Here is a 22,224-nt window from a genome sequence, read left to right on the forward strand (position 1 = left end):
AGATAAGCACCGAGCATAGAGGAAGAAGGGGCAATCATGAGAAAAGAGAATGTTTATCGGTTTATTATTGGACAGCGGCGTACGGGATTACATCAAGAACCGGCAATTCGAATTAAACATCCGGCAAGCGACCTATCTGTCCCGCGTGAATTCTGGAATCAAGTTCGCGTGCGCTCGGATATTGCGTCTGCGAAAGCAGCGAGCGAAACCGATCAAGCAGAAGTGAATGTTGTCTATATCCCGCAAGGAATCACAGGATCTTCCACATATATTCTTCATAGCCAAGGGGTAGGGGTTATTATTGACCCTGGTTCACGTTTTAAGAAAATTTGGTCGGTCGTTGAACGGCTTGGGATTGAGATCAAATATATCGTAGTTACGCAAGCGCATGCCGATCATATGATTGCGCTAGAAGAGCTGAAGAAGGCGACAGGCGCACAGGTTGCTATGCATGAATACGACAAATGGGCGGTCTCGAAGCAAATCTATCGCGATAACTTCTTAATGGAATACCGTCAGTCGTATGCAGATATCGATATCGGGTTGCAAGATAGCGATCTGCTGGAATTCGGAGGCAAGAAGCTTGAAGTGATTCATATCGCAGGGCAGACACATGGCAGTATTTGCGTGAATTGCGATGGTTATGTTTTCTCCGGGCGATTGATGTTTCAAGTGCTGGAGGAAGGGCGCGGCGGGCTGGATGTCCGTTCGAACGATGCGCAAGCCTACCGCAAGGTCATTCACCGCATGAATAAGAGCTTTATGGCATATGCGGCGCAAGGCAAACCTGTTTTTGTCGAATATGCAGGGCATAAATGATTGATGATCTGGAATTGCTCTAGCCTAATTGTGACTTACACGATAGAATGAGGTTAATCATATTCGAGGTTAGGGGCTCTCTTTGTGGACAGATTGCATGTGGAATCAGCGATGTTGAAGGTTATCCATCGCCATGTTACACCGCCCGTACTACGGGATTTGATGGAATCTTATGTTGCATATAAAATGACGGAATCCACCGTATTTGGGGAACTGGCATTGTTGCATTACAGCATGTTCGGAGGCGTCTCGGAGGAGCGTTATGCAGGGGCGGCCGCGATTGAGTTACTTGTACTAGCGTTAGATATCTTCGATGATCTCCAAGATCAAGACAACGATCGTGTACCTTGGATGAAGCACAATCAGGCGCAATCCATGAACGCAGCGATCGGATTTCTGGCACTAAGCACGAAAGCCATTATGGATACGAATTTCGACAATAATCGCAAGTCTATCGCAGTCGAATTGCTTCAGCATCGATTGAATCAATCTGTCGGAGGACAATACATCGATGTCGACAACGGCATTACCGTGGAAGATGAATGTCTTGCAATGATTCGGGCAAAATCGGGGGCTCTGGTGGCTTGCGCTTGTCAATTAGGGTGCGTGCTAGCGACAGGAGCCTTGAACGATGATGTCGGGTCTTATGGAGAGTTGTTAGGCATGTCCGCACAGCTTCGCAATGATATGGAAGGCATTTTGCGCTGGGATACAAGGAATGATCTCATTCATCGGAAGCGGACGCTGCCTGTACTTTATTTGCTGGATGATTCATCGCCGGAGCTTCAGGTTCTTCGCGATTATTATGCTGGACAAGCAACTGTCGACCAGATATACGCGAACAAACATGTCATTATGGACCAAATCGAGCGCGGAGGTTGCATCCCGTATACTCAGGTACATATCCAATTTCTTAAGCAAGAATGTCATGCTTATATCGCAGGTCTATCCATTGATCTTCATTGGAAGCAAAAATTGGAAAATTTTATATAAAACTACCAATTCCGCAAATACCGCAATCGATATTGCGGAAAACCGCAAGTATGTTTGCGAGCTCAAATGAAGTCGATGATGGTATAGTAAAAATGTAATGAAAAAATAGTCGAAAAGGTGGAGTTGTAAATGGTTAAGCAAATGATCAACTACCTCACGAATAACCCGCAAGTATCACAATTAGTTATGAATGGACAAGCCAGCCTTGTAGGTGTTACACCAGCGCAGCAAAAGACAATTGTCGACACGATGACTGGCGGCAAATGGACTGAAGTCGAAGGTGTAAGAAGAAGCTACTGGTTCTTTGGGTAAAAAACTTCTTTGATTGGAGCAAAAGATGGGTTACGTTAGGAAAAATCGAATGTTCTTCGTCCTGATCACAGCAACCTTACTCGTCATGTATTTTCTGTACACGGATTTGAGAGTTGCGTATATCGGCTTGGAAGTGAGAAAAACAAATGACAGCCAATGGGTCATACGCAATGTTGAACCAAACGGCCAAGCCTATAATTTGGGGATCCGACAGGGTGACCGTGTCATTTCGATCGATCATGCGGATGTCGAGTTTTACCCTAACGTAGGATTATTGTCTTCCATTGATTCCATTGAGACGGAGCGTGATGGAAAAGTCACACGGTATCGGTTCGATCATAAATTGAGTCAGCCTGTATCCATGGAGCAGACCATCTTACCCATCTGTTTGTATATTGTATTACTCTTTCTATCGATATTCCTAATGTTTAAGAAAAGAGAGGATGCTGCGGCACATCTGCTGATCCTCTTTTTTCTCGCTGTATCGATAAGTTACGTCAGTGCGGGAGCGTCCGCGCGCAAAGACTATATCGGTATGCTAACGTTATGGATAACAATCTTGCAAATCCCGGTTATTTTTCTTCATTTCCTATATCGGTATTTTAACCAGAGAGATCTGGAGATTGTGAAATTCCATGTCATCGTAAGTATGTATGGCATTAACGCATTGATTCTTGCTATGAACAGTCTAATTGTATTTACGAGTTTCGGACAATACTTCTTCAATGGACTCGCAATGCAAATATTACTAATTTCGTTCACCCTAGAGACAGTCATCAGCATCCTTATTCTTATAATGAGCTATCGCAAATATCGTAATACAACGTATCGACCATTGTTCAAATTTATGCTGTTCGGCAATTTTATGTCTTTTTTCCCTTTTGTGTTCTTGTATGCGCTCCCGTGGATTTTAATTCATCGGGAAATTATATCAGCGAATACGGCTGCGATCTTCCTTTTTTTATTACCGATTATTTATGTATATTTGATGGCAGCCAATCATTTGCTTGATATTGAGTTTGTACTTGATCGTTTGCGTTATTATTGTCTGCTAGCTGTTATTCCAACTTCGTTCATTCTCATCGGAGTTTATTTTTTGGTCAGGCAGCGTGAGGATGTATTCATCAAATGGGCTCAGATGTTTTTATTTATATATGTTGGTGTCATTTTATTTCTATATGTCAAAGATATGCTCGATTTCAGGTTCCGGAAGAAACTGTTTATCGGCACTTATAATTTTCAATCGAGTCTGGATCGATTCTCTAGTCAGATTAGCAAGATGATGAAGGTGCCTGATCTGGAGGAGAGGCTACTTCGAGAAGTGTTAGACGTACTTCCTGTCAAGTCAGCTGCGCTGCTTGAGATGAAGAATGATGAAGGGCAGATTGTCTTCATCCGTTCACAGGGTGGTGTTCTACCGAAACAGGAAGCACTTCTGATTGAAGAATTACAAGGCAAGATTCACGACTATGCGGTCGGTGATTGCATTAAGATTGATTCGGGCCTCTGTTGTGTCATAGGCAAGCATCAGAAAGGGCACAACCTGTTATGGATATGCAGTAAAGAGAATCGCGTGCAGTTTAATCGTGATGAATTGGTGTGGTTACAGACGATTTCCAATTACGTCAGCATGGTATACGAGAATTTACAACTAATTGAAGGAGTCATTATGGACTTAGAACTGCGTTCACACGGGAAGGCTCCTGCATGGGTGCTCCGTATGCTATTTCAATTGACAGAGAAAGAGAGACGTCGACTTGCTGCAGATCTGCATGATTCTGCGCTTCAGGATCAATTGCTCTGGTACCGCAAGCTTGAGATGATTCTGGAAGAGACGGATCTCACGACGGAGGTCAAGGAACGTCTTACTCAGATTAAAGAAGGGCTTCTAGATGTCGTACATCAGATTCGTGAGACATGCAATGAGCTGCGCCCTCCGTTCCTGAAGGAAATGGGCATTGTCGAAGCAATCGAGAATCTTTGCAACTACGCGCAATTCCATTCGAATTATTCGGTTGATTTTAACTATGATGGATTTAACCTAGAACTTGATGATGAGTACGTGCTGACCATCTATCGGATTACGCAAGAATTAATGCGGAATACGACCAAGCATGCCAAAGCGTCACATGTCGAAATCTTACTGCGACAGAACCATGAACATATCGCGTATGTCTATCGAGACAATGGGGTTGGGATGGATATGGTGCAATTGCAGTCTTCCTTCAGTCATATGGGGCTATCCGGGATTCGTGAACGGGTATCTGGGTTCGAAGGGGAGACCATGTTCCATTCTGCCGTAGGCGAAGGATTCGAGGTCATTATTACGCTGCCTTATCAGACTGAGCCGAGCAGCCAGTACGCCATAGCGAGGGGGGTCGTAAATGATTGAAATCTTGTTAGTGGATGACCATCCATCGGTTGGAGAAGGCACGAAGATTATGATTGAGAAGGAACCGGATATGAATGTCACGGTTGTCTTCTCAGGACTTGAAGCACTGCAGCTTATTCGAGAAAATAAATACGATATTATGTTGTTCGACCTCAATATGCCGGGGATTAGCGGACTTGAGCTGACACGTAGAGTGATGTCCATCAATTCGGGGTTCACGGTCTTGATCTATTCTGGCTATGATATTAGTGCGCACTATAACATACTCATTGAATCAGGCGTAGCAGGGTTCATTAGCAAGACATCGTCGCGTGAGCAGCTGATTGCAGCAATTCGATGCGCGCTGCGGGGAGAAGCTGTTATTCCAATATCGCTGCTCAAGCAGCTGCGGCGTAATGATATTCGTTCTGGAACGGGCCTTAGTCAGAAGGTTGAAGATGTCTCCATCAATGAGAAGGAACAAGAGATTCTGCAGGAAGTTGCTAACGGATTAAGTAATAAAGAGATCGCGGGATTGCTCATCATGAGCCAACGGACGGTCGAATATAACTTAACACGGATATTTGAGAAATTAAATGTCCGATCAAGGTCCGAAGCGATCATTGTCGCGAAACGGCTCGGATTGATTCATATTCAGGAGTTCATGTAGTCTACTTACATTGACTAGTGAAAGAGACGGGGGATATGATGATTTGTTTTGAGGAAGAACGATGAGAGTGATTGGGAGCGTGAGCGTACGGGCTTTCATGGAACAAATCCGTACTCGATTCTATTTTTTTTCAACGTTCTTCATTTGTCTATTCGTCATTGGGTTATGTTACGCGGCCGACGGCCAATCCTTAGCCATCCTTCCGATTTCCAAAGGGGAAGTATATCTGCCGATCTATATTCTACTCGGCATATTATTTACCACGATCGTAGGGTGCGGGACGGCGGCGGGGAAATCCATCTATCGTGATCGCGAGATGTACAAGATTAAAACTCATGGGCGATATAAAGATTTTGCCCTGGTGTTTATAGGGAAAATTATCGGAGTTGGTACCGCAGGCATGATGCAATTGCTGATCATTGTCATGTTATCCATCATGTTATTGGATTATTGGCAGTTACAGGCGGTTATGCTGAATTCGCAACTATGGCTGGATCTCCGTCATTTGACGCCATCCTTATTCGCGTATACGGTGCTATTTTTCGTTCTTGGCTATGCGCAGTATGTTGGGTTGTACGTTACGATCGGTTCGGTGAAGAATAAGAATGTTATGATACTATTGATGTTGTTCGTAACTGCTCTTTTTATCGCCATGATTACAGCCTGCTTCTATATTCCTGATGTAGCGCATGAGATGCTGCTTAAGGTCGGATCGATGTTCCCTTACTCTGCGCCATTCTTTATGATTATTCGCCTGAGTTCGGAGGATCTGACTTGGTTTCAATTCATGATGCCGATAATCATTATGATCGGGGCGATATGGATAAGCAATTGGCTCACAATTCGTTACTATGTCGTCGTGATTCGCAAAATGAAGAAGCCGGTTTCCCTAAAATAGGGATCGGCTTCTTTTCTTATTTCATAGGTTAAGAGGATATTTTGGTGCGAGGATAGACATTTGTCCAGGTTTCAGCCATACTGATACACAGAAAATGATCAACGGAGTTGTACGAATGCATCCACTCGCTAAATTAATCGCTGTTCTTTGTACGACAATTCTCGTACTTACGTATTCGACTGCCTTGATCCAAGGCGTTATTTTCATCATGGTTGTAGCTGTCGGTTTAACGCTCGGGAAGCATGTGAGGCATGTATTTGGCAAGATGGCGCGATATATGCTGGTATTCGCTATTCCTTTCTTTTTTATCCAATGGATTTGGTTGCCTGGAAGCACGGTCTGGTTCTCATGGGGACCACTGCAGGTAACCTATGAAGCACTAGACTATGCTGGGGCGGTTACGTTGCGCCTGATGACGTTATTCCTGACTTCAGCTATGTTCATGGTGACAACGGAACCCCGAGATGTCGTCCTGATGCTGACGAAGCAACTGCGCGTGCCATACCGTTTTGCCTATGCCGTGTCGCTCGCGCTTCGTTTCCTACCAGTACTTTCCGAAGAAGCGGAGACCATTCGCACGACCCATCAGATCCGTGGGATGAAGCCTCCTAGAGGCTTGCGAGAACATGCACAGGCTTGGAAGCGATTCTCGATCGCGATTTTCACTAATTCGGTTCGACGTATGCAGATGACGGCAAGTGCGATGGACACCAAAGGATTCGGTGCTTACGCGGAACGGACGTATTGGCGCGAGAACCCGATATCTCATTTTTCATATGTGGTCATGGGGGTGTGTGTGACCGTAACGGCGTTTTGTTTATCCTGGCTCTAATGCAATTGATCTTATTCAATATGAAGTAAAGGATGGTACATATATGTCTACAAAGGCAACGAAGCTCCAACGATTTACAACGATAGAAATTGTATTGATGGCGATATTAGCCATGGCAAATGCGGTATTAACGGTATTCCTATCTTCGGTTAATCAATTCTTAACGACGCTTGGCGGACCGATCGCAACCTCTACCATTGTTGGGATTTATATGATTTATGGTGTGCTTGCAATGTATATCATTCGTAAGCCGGGAACCGCGTTCATCACCTATATGTTGGGCGCGACAGTTCAGACGTTACTTGGGAATTCTTATGGCATGGCTGCATCGGTTGTCGCTGCGCTCTGTTACGCACTGGCTGTTGAATTAATCTGTCTATTATTTCGTTACAAACGGTGGAGTGTTGGCGTGATGATGCTCATTGGCTTCTGTGCCGTGCCGTTATGGTTTATTTTCGCTGCGAATATGTTCGGTTATCTGAAATGGGGCTGGTCGCAGCTGACGATTGCACTCATCGTGCGGTGCATCAGCGGGGTCATGCTGTGCGGATGGCTTAGTAAAATGATCGGAGATGCGATGAAGCGTACGGGTCTGCTCCGAACCTTCCATATCGGAAGAGATGCGAAATGACAAGAGAGCAAGTGTTGATCGCATGTGATCAGGTGACATATACCTATGATGGCGAGGCGTGCCCTGCCGTCCGTGAGGTGTCTCTGACGATCCGACAAGGTGATTTCGTGACGATCTATGGGCCGAATGGCAGTGGGAAATCAACCTTATGCCAGATGATGAATGGACTAATTCCAGGACAGCTGGGTGGAGAGTTGCATGGGAAAATAACCGTGCAGGATTATGAATTGCAAGGCGATCCGGCAGAAGTCCACCAATTATCGCCCCAGATCGGCTTCGTCTTTCAGGACCCGGATGCGCAATTAGTTGTGGGGCGGGTTGAGGATGAGCTTGCGTTTGCCCCAGAAAATTTGCGCGTAGCACGCGGAGAAATCATCCGTCGATTGGAAGAAACGCTTCGTCAGGTTGCGATGGAGGATTATCGAGAACGTCATGTGCACCAGCTCTCCGGTGGGCAGAAGCAGAGGATTGCGATCGCAGCTGTACTAACGATGAAGACGCCTGTTCTGATCTTAGACGATGTTACGTCGAGTCTGGACGCTGAAGGCAAGCAATCCGTCTTCGAACTGCTCAATGCATTACATGAACAGGGAGTCACTTGTATTGTGACCGCATCGCGAATCGATGCGATTCCGCGCGCTACCAACAGACTTATCACGATGGAATCGGGAGAGATCCTGTCGGATGTACCCGTCACGGATAAGGAGCAATTGCCCGTAATCGCACCATCGTTAGAAGCTATGCAGACAGGTCTACCGAAGCGGCGAATTGGAATGGAGCCTATGATTGAGATTCGTGAACTAACGTATCGCTATCCGAATGGCTATCTGGGGCTGAAGCCTTGCTCATTCGATGTATTCCCTGGAGAAATTACGGCGGTCACAGGGCCGAACGGATGTGGGAAGTCGACTCTTACGAAATTGCTCATGGGGTTGCTGCCGGCAGGGAAGGGTACGATTCGGATGCAGGGTGAGGATATAACCAAATCTTCCATTTACGATCGTGCGAAGTGGCTCAGCTATGTGCATCAGCAGCCTGAACACCAGTTTATTGCGAACACGGTAATGGAAGAGTGCATTTACAGTTTGCGCGCGAAGCAAGAGAACGGGCGAGACGAAGGATGGAGCCGGAGCGTGCTGGAGGAGCAGGGCAGCCGGATGCTGGATCGCATAGGCTTGTACGAGAAGCGGGATCGTCATCCATTTCAGTTGAGCCAAGGCGAGAAGAGACTATTAAGCGTTGCATCCATGTGGTTGACGAATCCGAAGCTGCTCATTCTGGACGAACCGACAAGCGGCCAGGATCAAGCCAATACGAGGCGAATCTTCGAATGCTGTACGGAGATGGCAGAGCAAGGGGTGTCGATTCTCGTCGTCACGCATGATCAACAGTGGATCGAATCATGGGTCCATCGAACGATACAACTCTATAATTCTGCTGTAAAAAAGTGAAAAATATAGGAATTTATCATCAAGGAAGTAGGAAAAACGAATTATTTGTCGAACCTATTAAAAGTAGGTTTTTCCATAATTTTGCTATAGAGGGTGTTCGATCTGTCTCGCAAGCTGAATCCACTTTCTACCTATCGCGCATTGATTGCACTTGTCTGTTGTATCGGATTAGCGCTGCTCGGGACGCAATGGGTTATTGATTTTTCTTATGGCGCACGGATTTTTTTCTGCAGCGCTTTTCTATTTGTGATTTTGTACTTGTTCGGACCTTACTGGGCGAGCGCGTCTGCGATTGTCGTGAGCATAGTCTCCTATTTTGTGCTGGAGAGTTCGATCTATGTGCTCTTGTTCTGTGTTGAGGTGATCGTGGTCAGCGCCGTCTTCTCACGGAAGAAGCGATTTCTATTCATATGGGATGGACTGTTCTGGCTCTTCCTCGGGGCGCCGTTAGCGGGTTTTATCTATTACTTGCAGATGGGTAGCTATGCCTCCGAGATGTATTTGCAAGTATTTATGATTGCGATGAGCGGTTTATTGAACGGATTGTTAGGGGATGTCATGATCACCTATTTGCCGTGGAGACGGTTATTCCCGAAGCTGAAGAAGCGCACCATTTATTTGAATCAGCTGCTCACGCATCTCTCAATCGCGGCAGTGATCGGACCTTTTATCTTAAATATGTATATGGACAGCTTTCAAATTCGAAATCGGGTCGAACATGACTCCAGGTTACTAGTACAGACGCAGACACAGCATATGCTAAATGAGATTGAGCGTCTTCAGCAAGAAGCGAGGGCGAAGCGTACGACCCTTCAAAAAACAATTCTGGCTGGCGGTCTCTTGCAAGAACTGGTCAATAAGTCAGCGAATGGCCCGATCTCCATTGGACTATTCTACTCGAACGGGCAGCTTGCTGGTTCAACGGACGGCAATACATTCCTGCAGCATTATAATCGCATGAAAGCTGAAGAGATGACCCCCATTACATCGGAGGCCTCGATTGAAGAGCTAGGCACGGTTAGCACGCAATTGAAAACGAAGAGCTCCTTCTATCGATGGATCCCGGTCAATACGCATTACAGCTATGAGACGTGGCGATGGAATCATGGCTATTACGTATTATTAACGGAACTGCCTGACTTGAATCCGAGCAAGGTTGTTGCGTACATCCCGATATCTTATTATCAGCAGGGTACGATTCTAGCCTATACCAACAAATTTATTGTCATGTTCACATTCTGCTTGGTTGCAGCGGTTGTCTCGTTGTTCTTCAATTCTTATCTCATGCTATCGCTTAACCAGTTGATGAAGATGACGACGGATTTGCCGGAGAAATTGAAGCGTCAGCAGGTATTTGCGTGGCCCCGAACGGCGATTCATGAGATAGGCTCCCTGGTGACGAATTTCCGGACCATGTCGGAACGTGTGGTCGAGATGTTCCATGAGATGCAGCATATGAATGCACAGTTGATCGAGCAGACCGAGATGCTCGCCAAATCAGAGGAACGATTAGAACAGCTCGCGTATTATGATTCTTTGACGGGATTGCCGAACCGGTATCAATTCACGGTATATCTGGAGCAGGCGATTGCCCATGCTTCGCAGCATGGAGGGGATCTTGCTGTGATGTTCATTGACCTTGACCGATTTAAACATGTGAACGATACACTTGGTCATGATGTTGGTGATCTATTGATTGCAGAGGTGTCCAGACGATTGGGCAGCATCTTTAATGATCGGACGCAGCGGTCTAGCTGTGCAAGACTTGGTGGGGATGAATTCGTTGTCATTCTGCAAGACGTGAAGCGGAGTGAAATTGATCATTATGCCGAAGTGATCATCGAGAAGATATCGAAGGCTTTCTGCATTCAATCGCATGAATTGTTCGTCGCAGCAAGTATCGGAATCAGTCTATATCCGCGGGACGGAGACAATCTGACATCCATGCTGAAGAACGCCGATACGGCGATGTATGTTGCGAAGGACAATGGTGGCTCTTGCTATCAATATTACCATGAGATTTCGACAGCGCATATTTCAGAGCGAATGATGCTCGAGAATCAATTGCGCAAAGCGCAGGAACGCGGTGAGCTGCTCCTACATTATCAGCCATTGCTCAATGATCGTGGTCATGTGATTGCTGCAGAGGCGTTGATTCGCTGGAATCATCCAGTCCACGGTTTTGTTCCGCCGTCACAGTTCATCCCATTGGCAGAGGAGACCGGACTTATTATTCCGATTGGGGAGTGGGTCCTTCGGACTGCCTGCCTGCAGCATTCGGCGTGGATAGGAGAAGGGCTGTCGAGCATCCAGATGAGTGTAAATGTATCCTTGCGGCAATTTTCTAAAGATGATTTCGTTGCATCCGTAGATCGTATCTTAGCGGAGACGGGCTTTGATCCACGATATTTAATCTTAGAGATTACGGAAGGGTACGTTCATCATGATATGGAACATGCCATAGACGTGCTAAGACAACTCAAAGAACGCGGAATCCAGATCGCGATTGATGATTTTGGTACCGGATATTCTTCGCTTAGCCGACTGCGGAATTTACCCATTCATATGATCAAATTGGATCAATCGTTCGTAAGGCACTTACCGTCGGATCAGGTGAATGCTTCCATTGTGAGAACAGTGATCGAGCTTGGTCATAGTCTAGAGGTGGCCGTAACTGCGGAGGGGATTGAGACGGAAGAGGAGCTGGCATTTTTACGAGACAGTGGGTGTGATAAATTTCAGGGCTATCTGTTCAGTAAGCCGATTGAAGCGAATGTATTTGCATCCATTTTTACAGCTGCGTATACAGGAAGAACCTAACCCATTGGGCTAGGTTCTTTTCATTTTAGCTGGCGTGATGCGATCTGCGGTCATACCTAGCTTTTTGAGCAGGCGCATAGCAAGGACCTTTTCTTCTTCGGTTAGACCACTAACGGCTGAAGCGATTGCACGGGTATGTTCAGGATATACCTTGTCCATCACGGCTCTGCCTTCTTCCGTGAGTTCCGTATTGATGACGCGGCGGTCTTTGGAGCAATGCTTGCGCCGCAAGAGGCCTGTCTGCTCGAGTTTATCAATGACATAGGTTACGTTACCGCTCTGAAGAAGCAGCTTAGAACCAATTTGTTGAACGGGTTGTGATCCTTTCAAATACAGCACTTCTAATACAGCGAATGCAGTAGGGTTGAACCCTTGCGCCTTACTGCTTAGATTGAAATGTTCGGACACGCTTTTGAACGCTTTGGAGAAAACGTGGAATAATTGGACGGATGGATCTAACCGTCTTTCTTCAAGTTCCTGCAATCTCTACACCACCTTTATACGATCGGTTATGCGATTATCTTACGTGATGAATAAGTTAAATTTAAATAACTTTTATCACATCAACTGAATCTTGAAATATTTACATATCAATATTATCGCTGAAGGAGCGCGTGAGCGCGAGGTAATCCATCACATGGCAAATCCCGCGATGAATTCTTCATCACTTGATAGGAGACATGAATCTTTCGTGAGGAGGGTATAGTAACAGTTAGGATATGATCTTGATGAGAAGGGAGTGATTGAATGCAACATTCAGCGATTTCGTTTCAATTCCGAGATTCACACAGCGCGAGGTTAGCCTTTGATACGATGCAAGAGCTAGGGTACGAACCGAGAATCGATAATGCTGTAGGGACGCAGTTACATATTCATGTGGAACATGCTGACTTAACATCGGCGCTGGAGATTGCGCAGGCCTATGGCGGCGAGCTGCAAGCGCAAGCTGAAATGACGGAAATGGCTGTTCATGACGAAGCCTACGGCTTGGATCACCTTATTCCTGTACCCGCCCATGTGGTGAACGAGGATTGGGTAGATGGCTACGCGGATCGCGAGGCATTTCGTGATGCCGATCAATATAACAATCTAGATCTGCGTGATGAAGATCATTTGGCTTGGGTTGATGAGACAACGGATCATTTCTCAGGAGAAGTGAAGGCATAGGATCTGCAGGTTCATGGAGAAAAGGTGGCGAATCACGATGATTCAGCCACCTTTTTGCATCGTGGGCCTCTATGTCTGATTGCAGAATTGCGCTGCGCTCATGCCCGCCGTGTATCCGGTTGTAAATGCTGCTGTAATGTTATAGCCTCCCGTATAACCGTGAATATCCATGACTTCACCGCAGAAGAAGAGGCCTGCCGCTAGCTTGGACATCATAGTCTTCGGATCGATTTCCTTCAGATGTATACCCCCGCCGGTGACGAACGCTTCCTCGATGGAGAGCGTCCCGTTCGCCTGCATCGGGAATTCCTTCATCAGATTCGCAAGCATAAGCCAAGGCTGCTTCGGAATATTGTCGAAAGTTGTATCTTCTTGAAGCCCGGCAAGCTTCAGGAACAAAGGTATCATCCGTTCAGGCAGAAGCGGCTTAAGCACATTCTTGATCGCTTTCTTCGGATCCTGCCGAGCGAGATTCATGGATGCGTGATAGAGCTCATCGACGGATTTATCGGGAAATAAATCGACGGTCACACGAATCAAACGGGTATCGAATTTTTTCTGTGCTTTGACGACAAATTGACTTGCGCGAAGGGCTGCGGGTCCCGATATGCCAAAGTGGGTGAAGAGCATATCCCCTTCATGTTCAATGATCTTCTTGCCTTTCGGGTTCCATACCGAGAGTGTAATATTGCGAAGCGACAAGCCTTGAAGCTCCTTACTGCGAATGAACGGCTCTTGCACCGTAATCGGAACTTCTGTCGGAAATAATTCTGTGATCGTATGTCCTGCCTCCATCGCCCATGGATAGCCGTCACCTGTCGAACCTGTCTGGGGAACGGACTTGCCACCCGTTGCGATAATTACGGTGCGGCTGCTCACGGTCTCCCCTGAGCGCAACCGTACGCCGACTGGGACATTGTCGCGATATTGCACTTTGTCGACAGGACGGTTCGTGCGCATTTCGACGCCGAGCTTCCGTGCTTTGCTGATTAAGGCGTCCACGACCGTCTTGGCTTTATCGGATACAGGGAACATACGCCCGCGATCCTCTTCTTTGAGTGCAATCCCTAGATTCTCGAAAAATCGAATAATGTCTTTATTGCTGAAATGGGCGAATGCACTGTGCAGGAACCGGCCATTTCCCGGAATATATTGAATCAGCTCATCGATTTCCTTGGCGTTAGTGACATTGCAGCGCCCGCCGCCTGATATGCCCAGCTTCCGTCCGAGCTTGTCCCCTTTATCGATCAATAGCACCGAAGCGCCGTGCTCCGCAGCCGCGATGCTGGCCATGAGCCCCGAAGGCCCTCCGCCGATGACGATGACGTCATATTTCATGATGATGTTCTCCTTTAGTTCATTTTCCTGACTCTATTGTAACGTGTTTCGTTCTTGTTTAAAATTCCGAACTCTAAAACGCGTATATTGTAAAATCTTGTATCTTGTGATTTAATTCTTGTAATTATATATTCTTGAGGCCGGTGATCGTTTCTGTGATTTTTACGCCAATTAAAGAAACCTTCTTACAAGAACTCATTGCATTGTTACCTGCATTTATGCTTCAAATATGGACAATGAAACCCAAAGTATCCGGTCTGCTTAGTAATTTCAGAATTTTATTCGCCTTCTTCAGTATGATCGCCTTTCTATTATCTATGGCATTCTCTTATTGTACGCCAGATGAATTCTACTATGATTTTCGCATGGTTCCACTCCTAATTGGTATTTTGTATACCGGGTTTCGATCGAGTATCGTACTGGTCGCAATTTATATTGGAGCACATTTTCTTTTTTTTGATCAAAATGAAATGTGGAATCTTCCGAGTGATGTAGGGCTCTATCTCATTCCTCTTGCCATGTATTTCATCCCAAAGTTTCGAGCAGGAGATGCCTCGAAGCGTATTCGTATTGCCACTTATATCGTTGTCGCTGGCATGGTTCTCTCTTATATTGTTTATATCGTTAGAGTTCGCAGCATGATGGTGCAATTAGATTTCTCCAAAGTGCTGTATGAAGTGCTGTTCAGCGGGATTTGTATGCTTACAGCCTATTTATTGCTATTTTTCATAGAAAGTATTCTCGAGAAGATGACATTGCAAGAGCAGCTCCACCAAGTATCAGGACAATATCACCAAGAGGCGCAGAAAATGAAGCAGCTAATCGACGCTACTCCGCTCGGCGTGATGTCGGTAGACAAGATGGGGAATGTGACGGCGATTAATGATATGATGCTGCGATTATTCCAGGTACAAGGGCAAGTGAGAAGCGAGGATTTGATCGGAAAACCGTTCAATTACTTGCGAAAGCGCTATGGTATGGAGTATCCGGATATTCAATTGGCACGTTCCTTGCAAGGCGAGAAGACCAATGCGGAAGTCCTCCAATATAACGAGAAAATCCTCATCTCGACCATCTCGAGCATTCGCAATCCGAAGACGGATGAAGTCGTAGGCGCAGTAGGGATGGCGCACGATGTAACAGAACTGCAGATGCTGCGCACGGAGATTGGTAATCTGGAGCGGCTCAGCCTCGTCGGGCAGATGGCTGCGAGTATTACCCACGAGATTCGGAATCCGATGGCTGTTGTGCGCGGGTTCGTTCAGTTGATGCGCGAGAAGAGCGATCAATCGCTGCATGATTATTATCGAATCGTGCTCGAGGAATTGGATCGCGCGAATATGATTATTAATGACTTCCTCTCCTTGGCGCAGAATCGCATTGTGGAGACGGAAGAGAGTCATCTGCATGATATTGTAAACGATTTAAGTCCGCTGCTGTGGGCAGATGCGAACTTGCGGGGACTTGGCATCGAAATGCGTTTTGCTTCGGATGTCCCGCATCTGCACCTGAATGAGAAGGAGATTAAGCAGCTTATATTGAATCTGGTACGTAACGGAATGGAAGCGATGAACGGCAAGGGGACGTTAACGATTGAGACGAAGCGGGTGAAAAATACGGTTCAGCTCATCGTTCAAGATACCGGGGAAGGGATTCCACAGGATACGCTGGATAAAATGTTCGAACCGTTCTATACGACGAAATCCAAGGGAACAGGCCTTGGACTGCCGTTATGCCTGAGTATCGTTGAGCGGCACAAAGGTAAAATCGCGGTTGAATCTGTGCAGGGGGAAGGAACGACGTTCGTCGTATCCTTCCAGGCAGATGTAGCATAACCAGTATAACAAGAGATTGGGGGAAAACATCGAAGATGAATTATGCATGGTCCCTAGGTCCCTTTATTCTAACGCAGACAATGTTGTTCAATGCCGTGTCGATCGCGGCGGGGGTTGCAGCCATGCTGTGGAGGCTCTACCTGGACGGGGAGAAGGTTCGGATATGGTTTGACCAATTTGCAACCTATCTTATGATTATCGTCTTATGCTATAAATTCGGGTTCTTAGTGGACGACCCAGGAATGCTGCTGCGTAATCCTCGGATCGTCCTGTTCATGACCGGCGGATCTACAGGAGGTTGGATTCTCGGGGGCTTCTGTATGCTGGTATTGACCTATCGTGGGATGAGTCGAGGCGTATTGTCTTTGCGCGTCCTCACGAATGTTCTGCCCTACGGTATCGCGGTGATGGGAATTGTAATGTATGCGATGCAGTGGATCTGGGATCCCTCGCTCCTGCTTGCAGCGCGCCTTCTGCTGCCGCTTGGACTCTTGATCTTGCTGCTGTTCTGGCAGAGCGGATTGCGTGAAGGGAATCACCTCGCTGTATTTCTAGTGGGGCTGGGGATCGGCGGTATGGCACTGTCCATTGTGGAGCCGCACCTAGGTGGGCAGTTCGGGAAAATCGTCCCCTGGATTGGCTTAACCAGAGCGCAGTGCGGTTGGGTCGGCGTAGCCCTGATCGGCATGTGGCTCCTGAACTTGAAGCGGCGAACTCAGCCGGATAATCCATCCTGATGCGGAACATAATAGGAGGGAGCTCAAGGAAAGGAGGACAATTTCGTGGCAAAAGATAAAGATAAAGCTAAAAATCGGAATGCAGGTCCATATAAACCTTCCCAAGATGGAATGGATAGAAAAACAGACGTGGACAGTCCGAATCGTCCAGCGACCTAGAAATTTGATAGGTGCGCCAAGAGATGCGATCGGCCTTGTGAAGCAAGGGTTTTCCCTTGCTTTCATTCTTTATGAATGTATAATAAAGGGTAGCGATAATAAGTTTGTTGCTAAGAATTCGTAAGGAGTGAAAGCAAATGTCAATGTCTTTTGATCGATATATGAAAGATATGGTTCAACCGATGCGTGATGATCTTACGCGGGTTGGGATTGAAGAATTATTAACGCCAGAGGCTGTTGAGGAGAAGCTGCCAACGGCAAAAGGTACAACACTTCTCGTGATTAACTCCGTATGTGGCTGCGCAGCAGGCCAATGCAGACCAGGTGTTGCTAAGGCTTTACAACATGATGTCACACCGGATCATTTGTATACCGTATTCGCAGGGCAAGAGAAAGAAGCGACTGCCAAAGCGCGTGAGTACTTATTGCCATATCCTCCTTCATCCCCTTCGATCGCGATCTTGAAGGATGGCGAGTTGGTTCATTTCGTTGAGCGTCATAGCATTGAGAACCGTAGTGCAGATGACATTGCGGCTGAATTGACGGCAGCATTTGATCGTTACTGCAAATAAAATGCTTCCCCGTCGTTACTCGTGAACGGCGGGGATTTTCATATTTTCATATCGTTCGTGAAGTACATAAGCAATGCATAACAATGAATAAGGCGGTGTCCCTAATGAGTTTGCAGCAGGAAATTATTGAACGGCTAGGCGTTAAGCCATCGATCGACGTCGAGGAAGAAGTTCGGAAGCGGGTCGATTTTCTGAAGGAATACGTGACGAAGTCCGGTGTGACGGGTCTTCTGATTGCGATTAGCGGCGGAATTGATAGTGCTGTGGCTGCAGGTCTGTGCAAGCAAGCAACGGACGAACTGAGCCAAGAGACAGGGCGCGATTATATGACCCTTGGTGTCTATCAGCCTTATGGTACGCAAGAGGATATCAATCACAGCTACGAAGTGGCGCAGGCGTTCCAGCTGAAGCATACGGTGGAGACGAACATTGAGGATGCGGTGAACGAGATCGCGCTGGAGACGGAGCATGCCTTCAAGTCGCTTAGCATTCATCGTCATATCAGTATCCCGGGCAAAGGTAATGTCAAAGCACGGACACGGATGGTCGTGCAATATGCGCTTGCTTTTGATCTCAATCTGCTTGTTGTCGGAACCGACCATGCTTCGGAAGCAATTACAGGCTTCTACACGAAGTGGGGCGATGGGGCCGTAGATATTACGCCGCTCAGTACGCTTAACAAACGCCAGGTTCGTCAACTGGCAGCGCATATCGGCGTGCCGAAGAGCGTATTAGATAAAGCGCCGACCGCAGGATTATGGGAAGGACAGACGGATGAAGGCGAATTAGGGATCACTTATGACGAGAACAGCGATTATCTCGAGGGCAAAGATATCCCACAAGCAGCGCGCGAGAAGCTGGAGAAGCAGTACCTGAAAACGGAGCATAAGCGTTCTGCGATTCCGGGAATATAATTGAAATTGAAGGATGAGAAACCATCGACCAAGAGGTCGGTGGTTTTTTTGTGCGTCCATTTTGCTCAGATTGTCGCATTATATATTGACTTGATATATATCGAAATGATATATTAATTTCGGCGATAGGAAATTAATGACAGATGATGTAAGCGGAGGAACAGTGATGAACAGTCAGGACGTTATTCTTGGGATGCTGCTCAAAGGCCCGATGTCAGGATATGATATGAAGCAAGTATTCCAAAGTGTGTTTTCTTATTTCTATGATGCAAGTTACGGAACCATTTACCCTACGCTCAGCCGGATGGAGAAGAATGGATTGATCACGAAGGAAAGTGTCGTACAGGAAGGGAAGCCGAACAAGAATGTCTATGCGATTACAGCGCAAGGGCATGAAATGTTCATGCAGTATATGCATAGCGAGATCGAGCCAGAGAGCTTCCGATCTGATTTATTAATGCGCATGTTCTTTGGCGAATTCGTCGGCAAGGACGTCGTGGTGGGGTGGTTCGAGCGCGAGATCGTGAAGAAGGAACAACAGTATCAGCAGCTTAGCAGCGGATATCAGGAGTTCGCACAGCTATGCAGCCCGACGAAGCGGTTATGCGCGGAGTATGGGATGGAGTCACTAGCCCACGCGATACAATTCCTGAAGAAAGGGCTTCGGGAAATTCAGGCGTTAGAGGCGTAGAAAAAGAAAAAGAAAAAGAGGAGTGGGAGAGTCGATGGATTTTTCCAAACAAAAAAGAGGTCTCATTATTCTGGCGATGGCGTTGGGACTGTTAATGTCTTCACTCGACAACACGATCGTATCGGCGAGCATTGCCAAAATTCTCGATGATTTCGGCGGCTTCAGCCAGCTGTCCTGGGTATTTACGGCGTATATGTTAGCGACGACGAGCACGATGTTAGTCCTTGGGAAGATGTCGGACCTATTCGGACGGAAGCGGTTCTATCTCATTGGGATCGGATTATTTATCTTAGGCTCAGCTTTATGCGGTGTTGCACAGAGTATGGATCAGTTGATTTGGTTCCGTGCGATTCAAGGGATTGGCGCAGGGGCTATCTTTCCGATTAGCTTTACGATCATATTCACAATTTTTAAGGATCCGAAAGACGGCGCGAAATTAAGCGGCATTATGGCAGGGATCTTCGGTCTTTCCTCTGTTGCCGGACCCCAGCTAGGCACATTCATCACGGAGCATTGGGGCTGGCGGTGGTGTTTCTACGTGAATTTGCCGATCGGGATTGCTTCGTTCCTCGTCTTATTGTTCGCGCTGAAGGAGACGCGTTCTGAACGTAAGCCGAAAGTCGATTATGTCGGGACGATACTGCTCGTCATGACGTGTCTGTCGGTTATGCTCGCGATGGAATGGGGCGGCAAGGACTATGCATGGAGCTCGTGGCAAATCCTCGGCTTGTTCGCTGTCGGGCTGATTGGGTTAATCTCGTTCATCCAAGTGGAGAAGCGTGCGGAGGAACCCGTCCTTCCGCTTGAAATTTTCCGTAATCGGGTCGTGCTCGGTACGAGTATCCTCAGCTTTTGCCAAGGGGTCATGATGTTCGGAGCGATAACCTATCTGCCGATCTTCTCTGTGGCCGTGCTCAATCATACGAATACGAACAGCGTCTTAACACCGATGATGGCTTCGATGATCTGTGGGACGATCGTAAGCGGGATGCTCATGATGAAGTTCAAGTATCGGACATTAATGACGATATCCATGTTATTCGGGGTTGCGACATCGATCCTGCTGATTATGGCTTCACGTCAGATTGGTGATTTGGAGATGATCCTCATTATGATACTGCTCGGGTTCGGGGCGATTGGCCCTATGATGAGCATTGGGCAGAATGCGATGGCGAGCAGTGTCGATCCGCGTTATATGGGTGTCAGCTCATCCATCGTCGGCTTCTGGCGTAATATCGGAGGTGTCATGGGCGCATCAGTGATGGCCGTGATCGTCAACCATCAGCTCAAAGGATTCATTGAGCAAGGCGCAGCCCAGAATCATATTCCAACGGGGCAGATTGATAAGCTGGCGAATCCAGAACTATTAATGCATGCGACCGATAAAATTCCAGCGGCCATTGTCGGATTCTTGCGCGATTCGATGGGATCTGCGATCAATCAAGGTTTTATTCTCAGCTTAAGTGTGGCGGTGATTGGTGTGGTGGTTGCACTGAGTATCGGCAACAGTAAGTTCCAAGCGCCGAATCGGCAGGGCGAGGCAGGTGTGCGTGCGGAGTAAGGTTGTTATGTTATTGGAGGTAAAAAAGAACGAGCTATCCTTATTGGGATAGCTCGTTCTCGTTCTGGCGTGTCGCGGAAATCCGCTTCTTCTGCGTGAGGTCGATGACCATCGATGTGATGACGGTCAGGAACGGTAGGCTCCATAGGAAAATCGCATAGGGAACATAGGATGCGATCGGAATGCCGATAATCGTCCCGCACAACACGGCGAGCAGATTCCAAGGGACCATCGCGGCTGCGACTAGAGCCGTATCCGCGATGACGCGGGACAGATGCTCGCGCGCGAAACGCCGCTCCCAGAGCGGGAGGAGATTCCGCCCGGTCATCATGATCGGCAATGTCTGTGTACAGGAGAGCAGGCTCAAGATGATGCCGAACAATCCGGCTCGGACAGTGCCTGCGGCCATGGATGAAGACGTGCCAAGGATTTTCTCCATATAAGGCTGCAGTGTTCCCGTCTCTTCCAGAATGCCGTTGTAAGCCCCTGCGAGTGCGATGAGCAGGACTAGATCGAGCATCTGTAGCATCCCTTTGGTATGGAGAGAAGGGAGTTCCTCGAATTGATACCCGCGCCATAGCGTATGAAGCCATTCTGTGAGCGAGATCTGCTGCAGCCAGGTGCCGATGATGATACTTGCGGCGATGGACAAGAGGAACGCGTACTTCGTCTTAAGACGGAATGCATTCGCACCCAGTAGGACGATCACAGGGATCAAGAGCCAAGGCGACAATTCAAAATGGGCGCTGAAATTCGTCGTAGGCATCGTCATATGCTGAGCATTCCAGTTCCCGCGCAAATCCGAGATGCCATAGAAGACGAGCGCGCAGAGTACGGCGGCGATCGTCGTTGGCATCAGCTTCGGATATTGCTTGCGTACCGTCGTGCCGGTTGAACTCGCGAGCAGTTGATGCGCGCTGGAGAACGGCGAGGTTCGATCTCCGACGAAGACGCCGGAGACGAGCGCCCCGGCAAGCAGCGGGAGCGGAATGTGCAGCACTGCCCCCATCCCGATGAGAGGAATACCAATCGCGCTCAAGGTGCCGGTCGAGGTGCCAAGAATCATGGAGATGACGGCACAGAAGAGGAAGGAGAGCGTGACCAGGTACGTGGGGTCGATCAGCTGCAGCCCCTGCTCAATCAGGTACGGGATGGTACCGCTCTCCGTCCATGCCGGAATGATCAGGCTGCCCAAGAGGAGAATCCAGACGACCTCTTTGGTATGCAGGATGCCCGACTTAATGCTCCGTCCGAGCGTGCTCCAAGATGTGCCGGCCCGGGTCGTAAAGAAAATGAGTGATCCGAGGCCGAGCAAGAAGCCGAATGCGAGCGGTATATGGTAGAAATAGGCGAGCAATAGCCCGGCAATAGTCAAGCTAATCATGATGCCCAGCTGAAGCGGACGGATCATGGATCGGTTCCTCACTCTCTTGTTAGGTCAGTTCGGTAACGA

General features: G+C 47.6%; 20 protein-coding genes. 17 read left to right on the forward strand and 3 right to left on the reverse strand.

The window, feature by feature from the left end; all coding sequences use genetic code 11:
* Positions 1-36: 36 nt before the first annotated feature.
* The 10 genes from GCU39_RS27845 to GCU39_RS27890 all read left to right on the forward strand — a co-directional run bounded on the left by GCU39_RS27845 (position 37) and on the right by GCU39_RS27890 (position 11,797).
* Complete coding sequence (locus GCU39_RS27845) at positions 37-819, forward strand: MBL fold metallo-hydrolase (protein WP_152396451.1); 783 nt, start codon at positions 37-39, stop codon at positions 817-819.
* Between the two features lie 84 nt (positions 820-903).
* Positions 904-1,812, forward strand: a complete 909-nt coding sequence (locus tag GCU39_RS27850) for a polyprenyl synthetase family protein (protein WP_152396452.1) — start codon at positions 904-906, stop codon at positions 1,810-1,812.
* 129 nt (positions 1,813-1,941) lie between these two features.
* Positions 1,942-2,124 (forward strand): competence pheromone ComX, encoded by a 183-nt coding sequence (gene comX, locus GCU39_RS27855; protein ID WP_152396453.1) that lies wholly within the window; start codon positions 1,942-1,944, stop codon positions 2,122-2,124.
* 13 nt (positions 2,125-2,137) lie between these two features.
* Positions 2,138-4,516, forward strand: coding sequence for an ATP-binding protein (locus GCU39_RS27860; protein ID WP_193726656.1), 2,379 nt, complete (start codon positions 2,138-2,140; stop codon positions 4,514-4,516).
* Positions 4,509-5,165 carry a response regulator transcription factor gene (locus tag GCU39_RS27865; RefSeq protein WP_018754853.1) on the forward strand — a complete coding sequence of 219 codons (657 nt, stop codon included), beginning with the start codon at positions 4,509-4,511 and terminating at the stop codon, positions 5,163-5,165. The genes GCU39_RS27860 and GCU39_RS27865 overlap by 8 nt, the downstream gene beginning before the upstream one ends.
* Positions 5,166-5,226: 61 nt before the next feature.
* A complete protein-coding gene (locus GCU39_RS27870) occupies positions 5,227-6,063 on the forward strand; it encodes an ABC transporter permease (protein WP_152396455.1) in 837 nt (278 codons plus the stop codon).
* A 115-nt stretch (positions 6,064-6,178) separates the two neighbouring features.
* The gene (locus GCU39_RS27875; RefSeq protein WP_193726657.1) at positions 6,179-6,895 is read left to right on the forward strand and encodes an energy-coupling factor transporter transmembrane component T family protein; all 717 of its coding nucleotides are present in this window, start codon (positions 6,179-6,181) and stop codon (positions 6,893-6,895) included.
* Between the two features lie 43 nt (positions 6,896-6,938).
* A complete protein-coding gene (locus GCU39_RS27880; protein WP_152396457.1) occupies positions 6,939-7,526 on the forward strand; it encodes an ECF transporter S component in 588 nt (195 codons plus the stop codon).
* Positions 7,523-8,977, forward strand: a complete 1,455-nt coding sequence (locus GCU39_RS27885; RefSeq protein WP_152396458.1) for an ABC transporter ATP-binding protein — start codon at positions 7,523-7,525, stop codon at positions 8,975-8,977. The genes GCU39_RS27880 and GCU39_RS27885 overlap by 4 nt, the downstream gene beginning before the upstream one ends.
* Positions 8,978-9,070: 93 nt before the next feature.
* Positions 9,071-11,797, forward strand: coding sequence for a putative bifunctional diguanylate cyclase/phosphodiesterase (locus tag GCU39_RS27890; RefSeq protein WP_152396459.1), 2,727 nt, complete (start codon positions 9,071-9,073; stop codon positions 11,795-11,797).
* A gap of 9 nt (positions 11,798-11,806) precedes the next feature.
* Here the strand turns inward: GCU39_RS27890 and GCU39_RS27895 are convergent, their stop codons facing one another.
* Entirely contained in the window at positions 11,807-12,280 is a 474-nt protein-coding gene (locus GCU39_RS27895; protein WP_152396460.1) for a MarR family winged helix-turn-helix transcriptional regulator, read from the reverse strand.
* Positions 12,281-12,544: 264 nt separating this feature from the next.
* Between GCU39_RS27895 and GCU39_RS27900 the strand changes: the two genes are divergently transcribed.
* Complete coding sequence (locus GCU39_RS27900; RefSeq protein WP_152396461.1) at positions 12,545-12,964, forward strand: DNA/RNA helicase; 420 nt, start codon at positions 12,545-12,547, stop codon at positions 12,962-12,964.
* Between the two features lie 69 nt (positions 12,965-13,033).
* Here the strand turns inward: GCU39_RS27900 and GCU39_RS27905 are convergent, their stop codons facing one another.
* Positions 13,034-14,302 carry a BaiN/RdsA family NAD(P)/FAD-dependent oxidoreductase gene (locus GCU39_RS27905; RefSeq protein ID WP_152396462.1) on the reverse strand — a complete coding sequence of 423 codons (1,269 nt, stop codon included), beginning with the start codon at positions 14,300-14,302 and terminating at the stop codon, positions 13,034-13,036.
* A 236-nt stretch (positions 14,303-14,538) separates the two neighbouring features.
* Here GCU39_RS27905 and GCU39_RS27910 point away from each other — a divergent pair, with 236 nt between their 5' ends.
* From GCU39_RS27910 to GCU39_RS27935, 6 genes are all read left to right on the forward strand, one after another.
* Positions 14,539-16,137 carry a two-component system sensor histidine kinase NtrB gene (locus GCU39_RS27910; protein WP_193726658.1) on the forward strand — a complete coding sequence of 533 codons (1,599 nt, stop codon included), beginning with the start codon at positions 14,539-14,541 and terminating at the stop codon, positions 16,135-16,137.
* A gap of 35 nt (positions 16,138-16,172) precedes the next feature.
* Complete coding sequence (locus GCU39_RS27915) at positions 16,173-16,874, forward strand: hypothetical protein (RefSeq protein WP_152396464.1); 702 nt, start codon at positions 16,173-16,175, stop codon at positions 16,872-16,874.
* Positions 16,875-17,170: 296 nt separating this feature from the next.
* On the forward strand, positions 17,171-17,605 hold the full coding sequence (locus GCU39_RS27920; RefSeq protein WP_152396465.1) for a BrxA/BrxB family bacilliredoxin: 435 nt from the start codon (positions 17,171-17,173) through the stop codon (positions 17,603-17,605).
* Between the two features lie 104 nt (positions 17,606-17,709).
* Positions 17,710-18,519 (forward strand): NAD(+) synthase, encoded by an 810-nt coding sequence (gene nadE / locus GCU39_RS27925; protein WP_152396466.1) that lies wholly within the window; start codon positions 17,710-17,712, stop codon positions 18,517-18,519.
* Positions 18,520-18,685: 166 nt separating this feature from the next.
* Positions 18,686-19,210: a PadR family transcriptional regulator gene (locus tag GCU39_RS27930; protein WP_152396467.1), complete on the forward strand. Its 525-nt coding sequence runs from the start codon at positions 18,686-18,688 to the stop codon at positions 19,208-19,210.
* A gap of 34 nt (positions 19,211-19,244) precedes the next feature.
* Entirely contained in the window at positions 19,245-20,771 is a 1,527-nt protein-coding gene (locus GCU39_RS27935; RefSeq protein ID WP_152396468.1) for an MDR family MFS transporter, read from the forward strand.
* 40 nt (positions 20,772-20,811) lie between these two features.
* Here the strand turns inward: GCU39_RS27935 and GCU39_RS27940 are convergent, their stop codons facing one another.
* On the reverse strand, positions 20,812-22,182 hold the full coding sequence (locus tag GCU39_RS27940) for a Na+/H+ antiporter NhaC family protein (protein ID WP_152396469.1): 1,371 nt from the start codon (positions 22,180-22,182) through the stop codon (positions 20,812-20,814).
* Positions 22,183-22,224: the final 42 nt, after the last annotated feature.

The sequence above is a fragment of the Paenibacillus guangzhouensis genome (genome assembly GCF_009363075.1).
Lineage (GTDB): Bacteria > Bacillota > Bacilli > Paenibacillales > Paenibacillaceae > Paenibacillus_K > Paenibacillus_K guangzhouensis.

What these genes read in the sequence shown, in the direction of transcription:
- GCU39_RS27930 (WP_152396467.1), top strand. Translation starts at nt 18,686, where the DNA reads ATGAACAGTCAGGACGTTATTCTTGGGATGCTGCTCAAAGGCCCGATG.
- comX (WP_152396453.1), top strand. Translation starts at nt 1,942, where the DNA reads ATGGTTAAGCAAATGATCAACTACCTCACGAATAACCCGCAAGTATCA.
- GCU39_RS27920 (WP_152396465.1), top strand. Translation starts at nt 17,171, where the DNA reads ATGTCAATGTCTTTTGATCGATATATGAAAGATATGGTTCAACCGATG.
- GCU39_RS27880 (WP_152396457.1), top strand. Translation starts at nt 6,939, where the DNA reads ATGTCTACAAAGGCAACGAAGCTCCAACGATTTACAACGATAGAAATT.
- GCU39_RS27900 (WP_152396461.1), top strand. Translation starts at nt 12,545, where the DNA reads ATGCAACATTCAGCGATTTCGTTTCAATTCCGAGATTCACACAGCGCG.
- GCU39_RS27845 (WP_152396451.1), top strand. Translation starts at nt 37, where the DNA reads ATGAGAAAAGAGAATGTTTATCGGTTTATTATTGGACAGCGGCGTACG.
- GCU39_RS27940 (WP_152396469.1), bottom strand. Translation starts at nt 22,182, where the DNA reads ATGATCCGTCCGCTTCAGCTGGGCATCATGATTAGCTTGACTATTGCC.
- GCU39_RS27875 (WP_193726657.1), top strand. Translation starts at nt 6,179, where the DNA reads ATGCATCCACTCGCTAAATTAATCGCTGTTCTTTGTACGACAATTCTC.
- GCU39_RS27865 (WP_018754853.1), top strand. Translation starts at nt 4,509, where the DNA reads ATGATTGAAATCTTGTTAGTGGATGACCATCCATCGGTTGGAGAAGGC.
- GCU39_RS27915 (WP_152396464.1), top strand. Translation starts at nt 16,173, where the DNA reads ATGAATTATGCATGGTCCCTAGGTCCCTTTATTCTAACGCAGACAATG.
- GCU39_RS27885 (WP_152396458.1), top strand. Translation starts at nt 7,523, where the DNA reads ATGACAAGAGAGCAAGTGTTGATCGCATGTGATCAGGTGACATATACC.
- GCU39_RS27910 (WP_193726658.1), top strand. Translation starts at nt 14,539, where the DNA reads ATGAAACCCAAAGTATCCGGTCTGCTTAGTAATTTCAGAATTTTATTC.
- nadE (WP_152396466.1), top strand. Translation starts at nt 17,710, where the DNA reads ATGAGTTTGCAGCAGGAAATTATTGAACGGCTAGGCGTTAAGCCATCG.
- GCU39_RS27905 (WP_152396462.1), bottom strand. Translation starts at nt 14,302, where the DNA reads ATGAAATATGACGTCATCGTCATCGGCGGAGGGCCTTCGGGGCTCATG.
- GCU39_RS27870 (WP_152396455.1), top strand. Translation starts at nt 5,227, where the DNA reads ATGAGAGTGATTGGGAGCGTGAGCGTACGGGCTTTCATGGAACAAATC.
- GCU39_RS27935 (WP_152396468.1), top strand. Translation starts at nt 19,245, where the DNA reads ATGGATTTTTCCAAACAAAAAAGAGGTCTCATTATTCTGGCGATGGCG.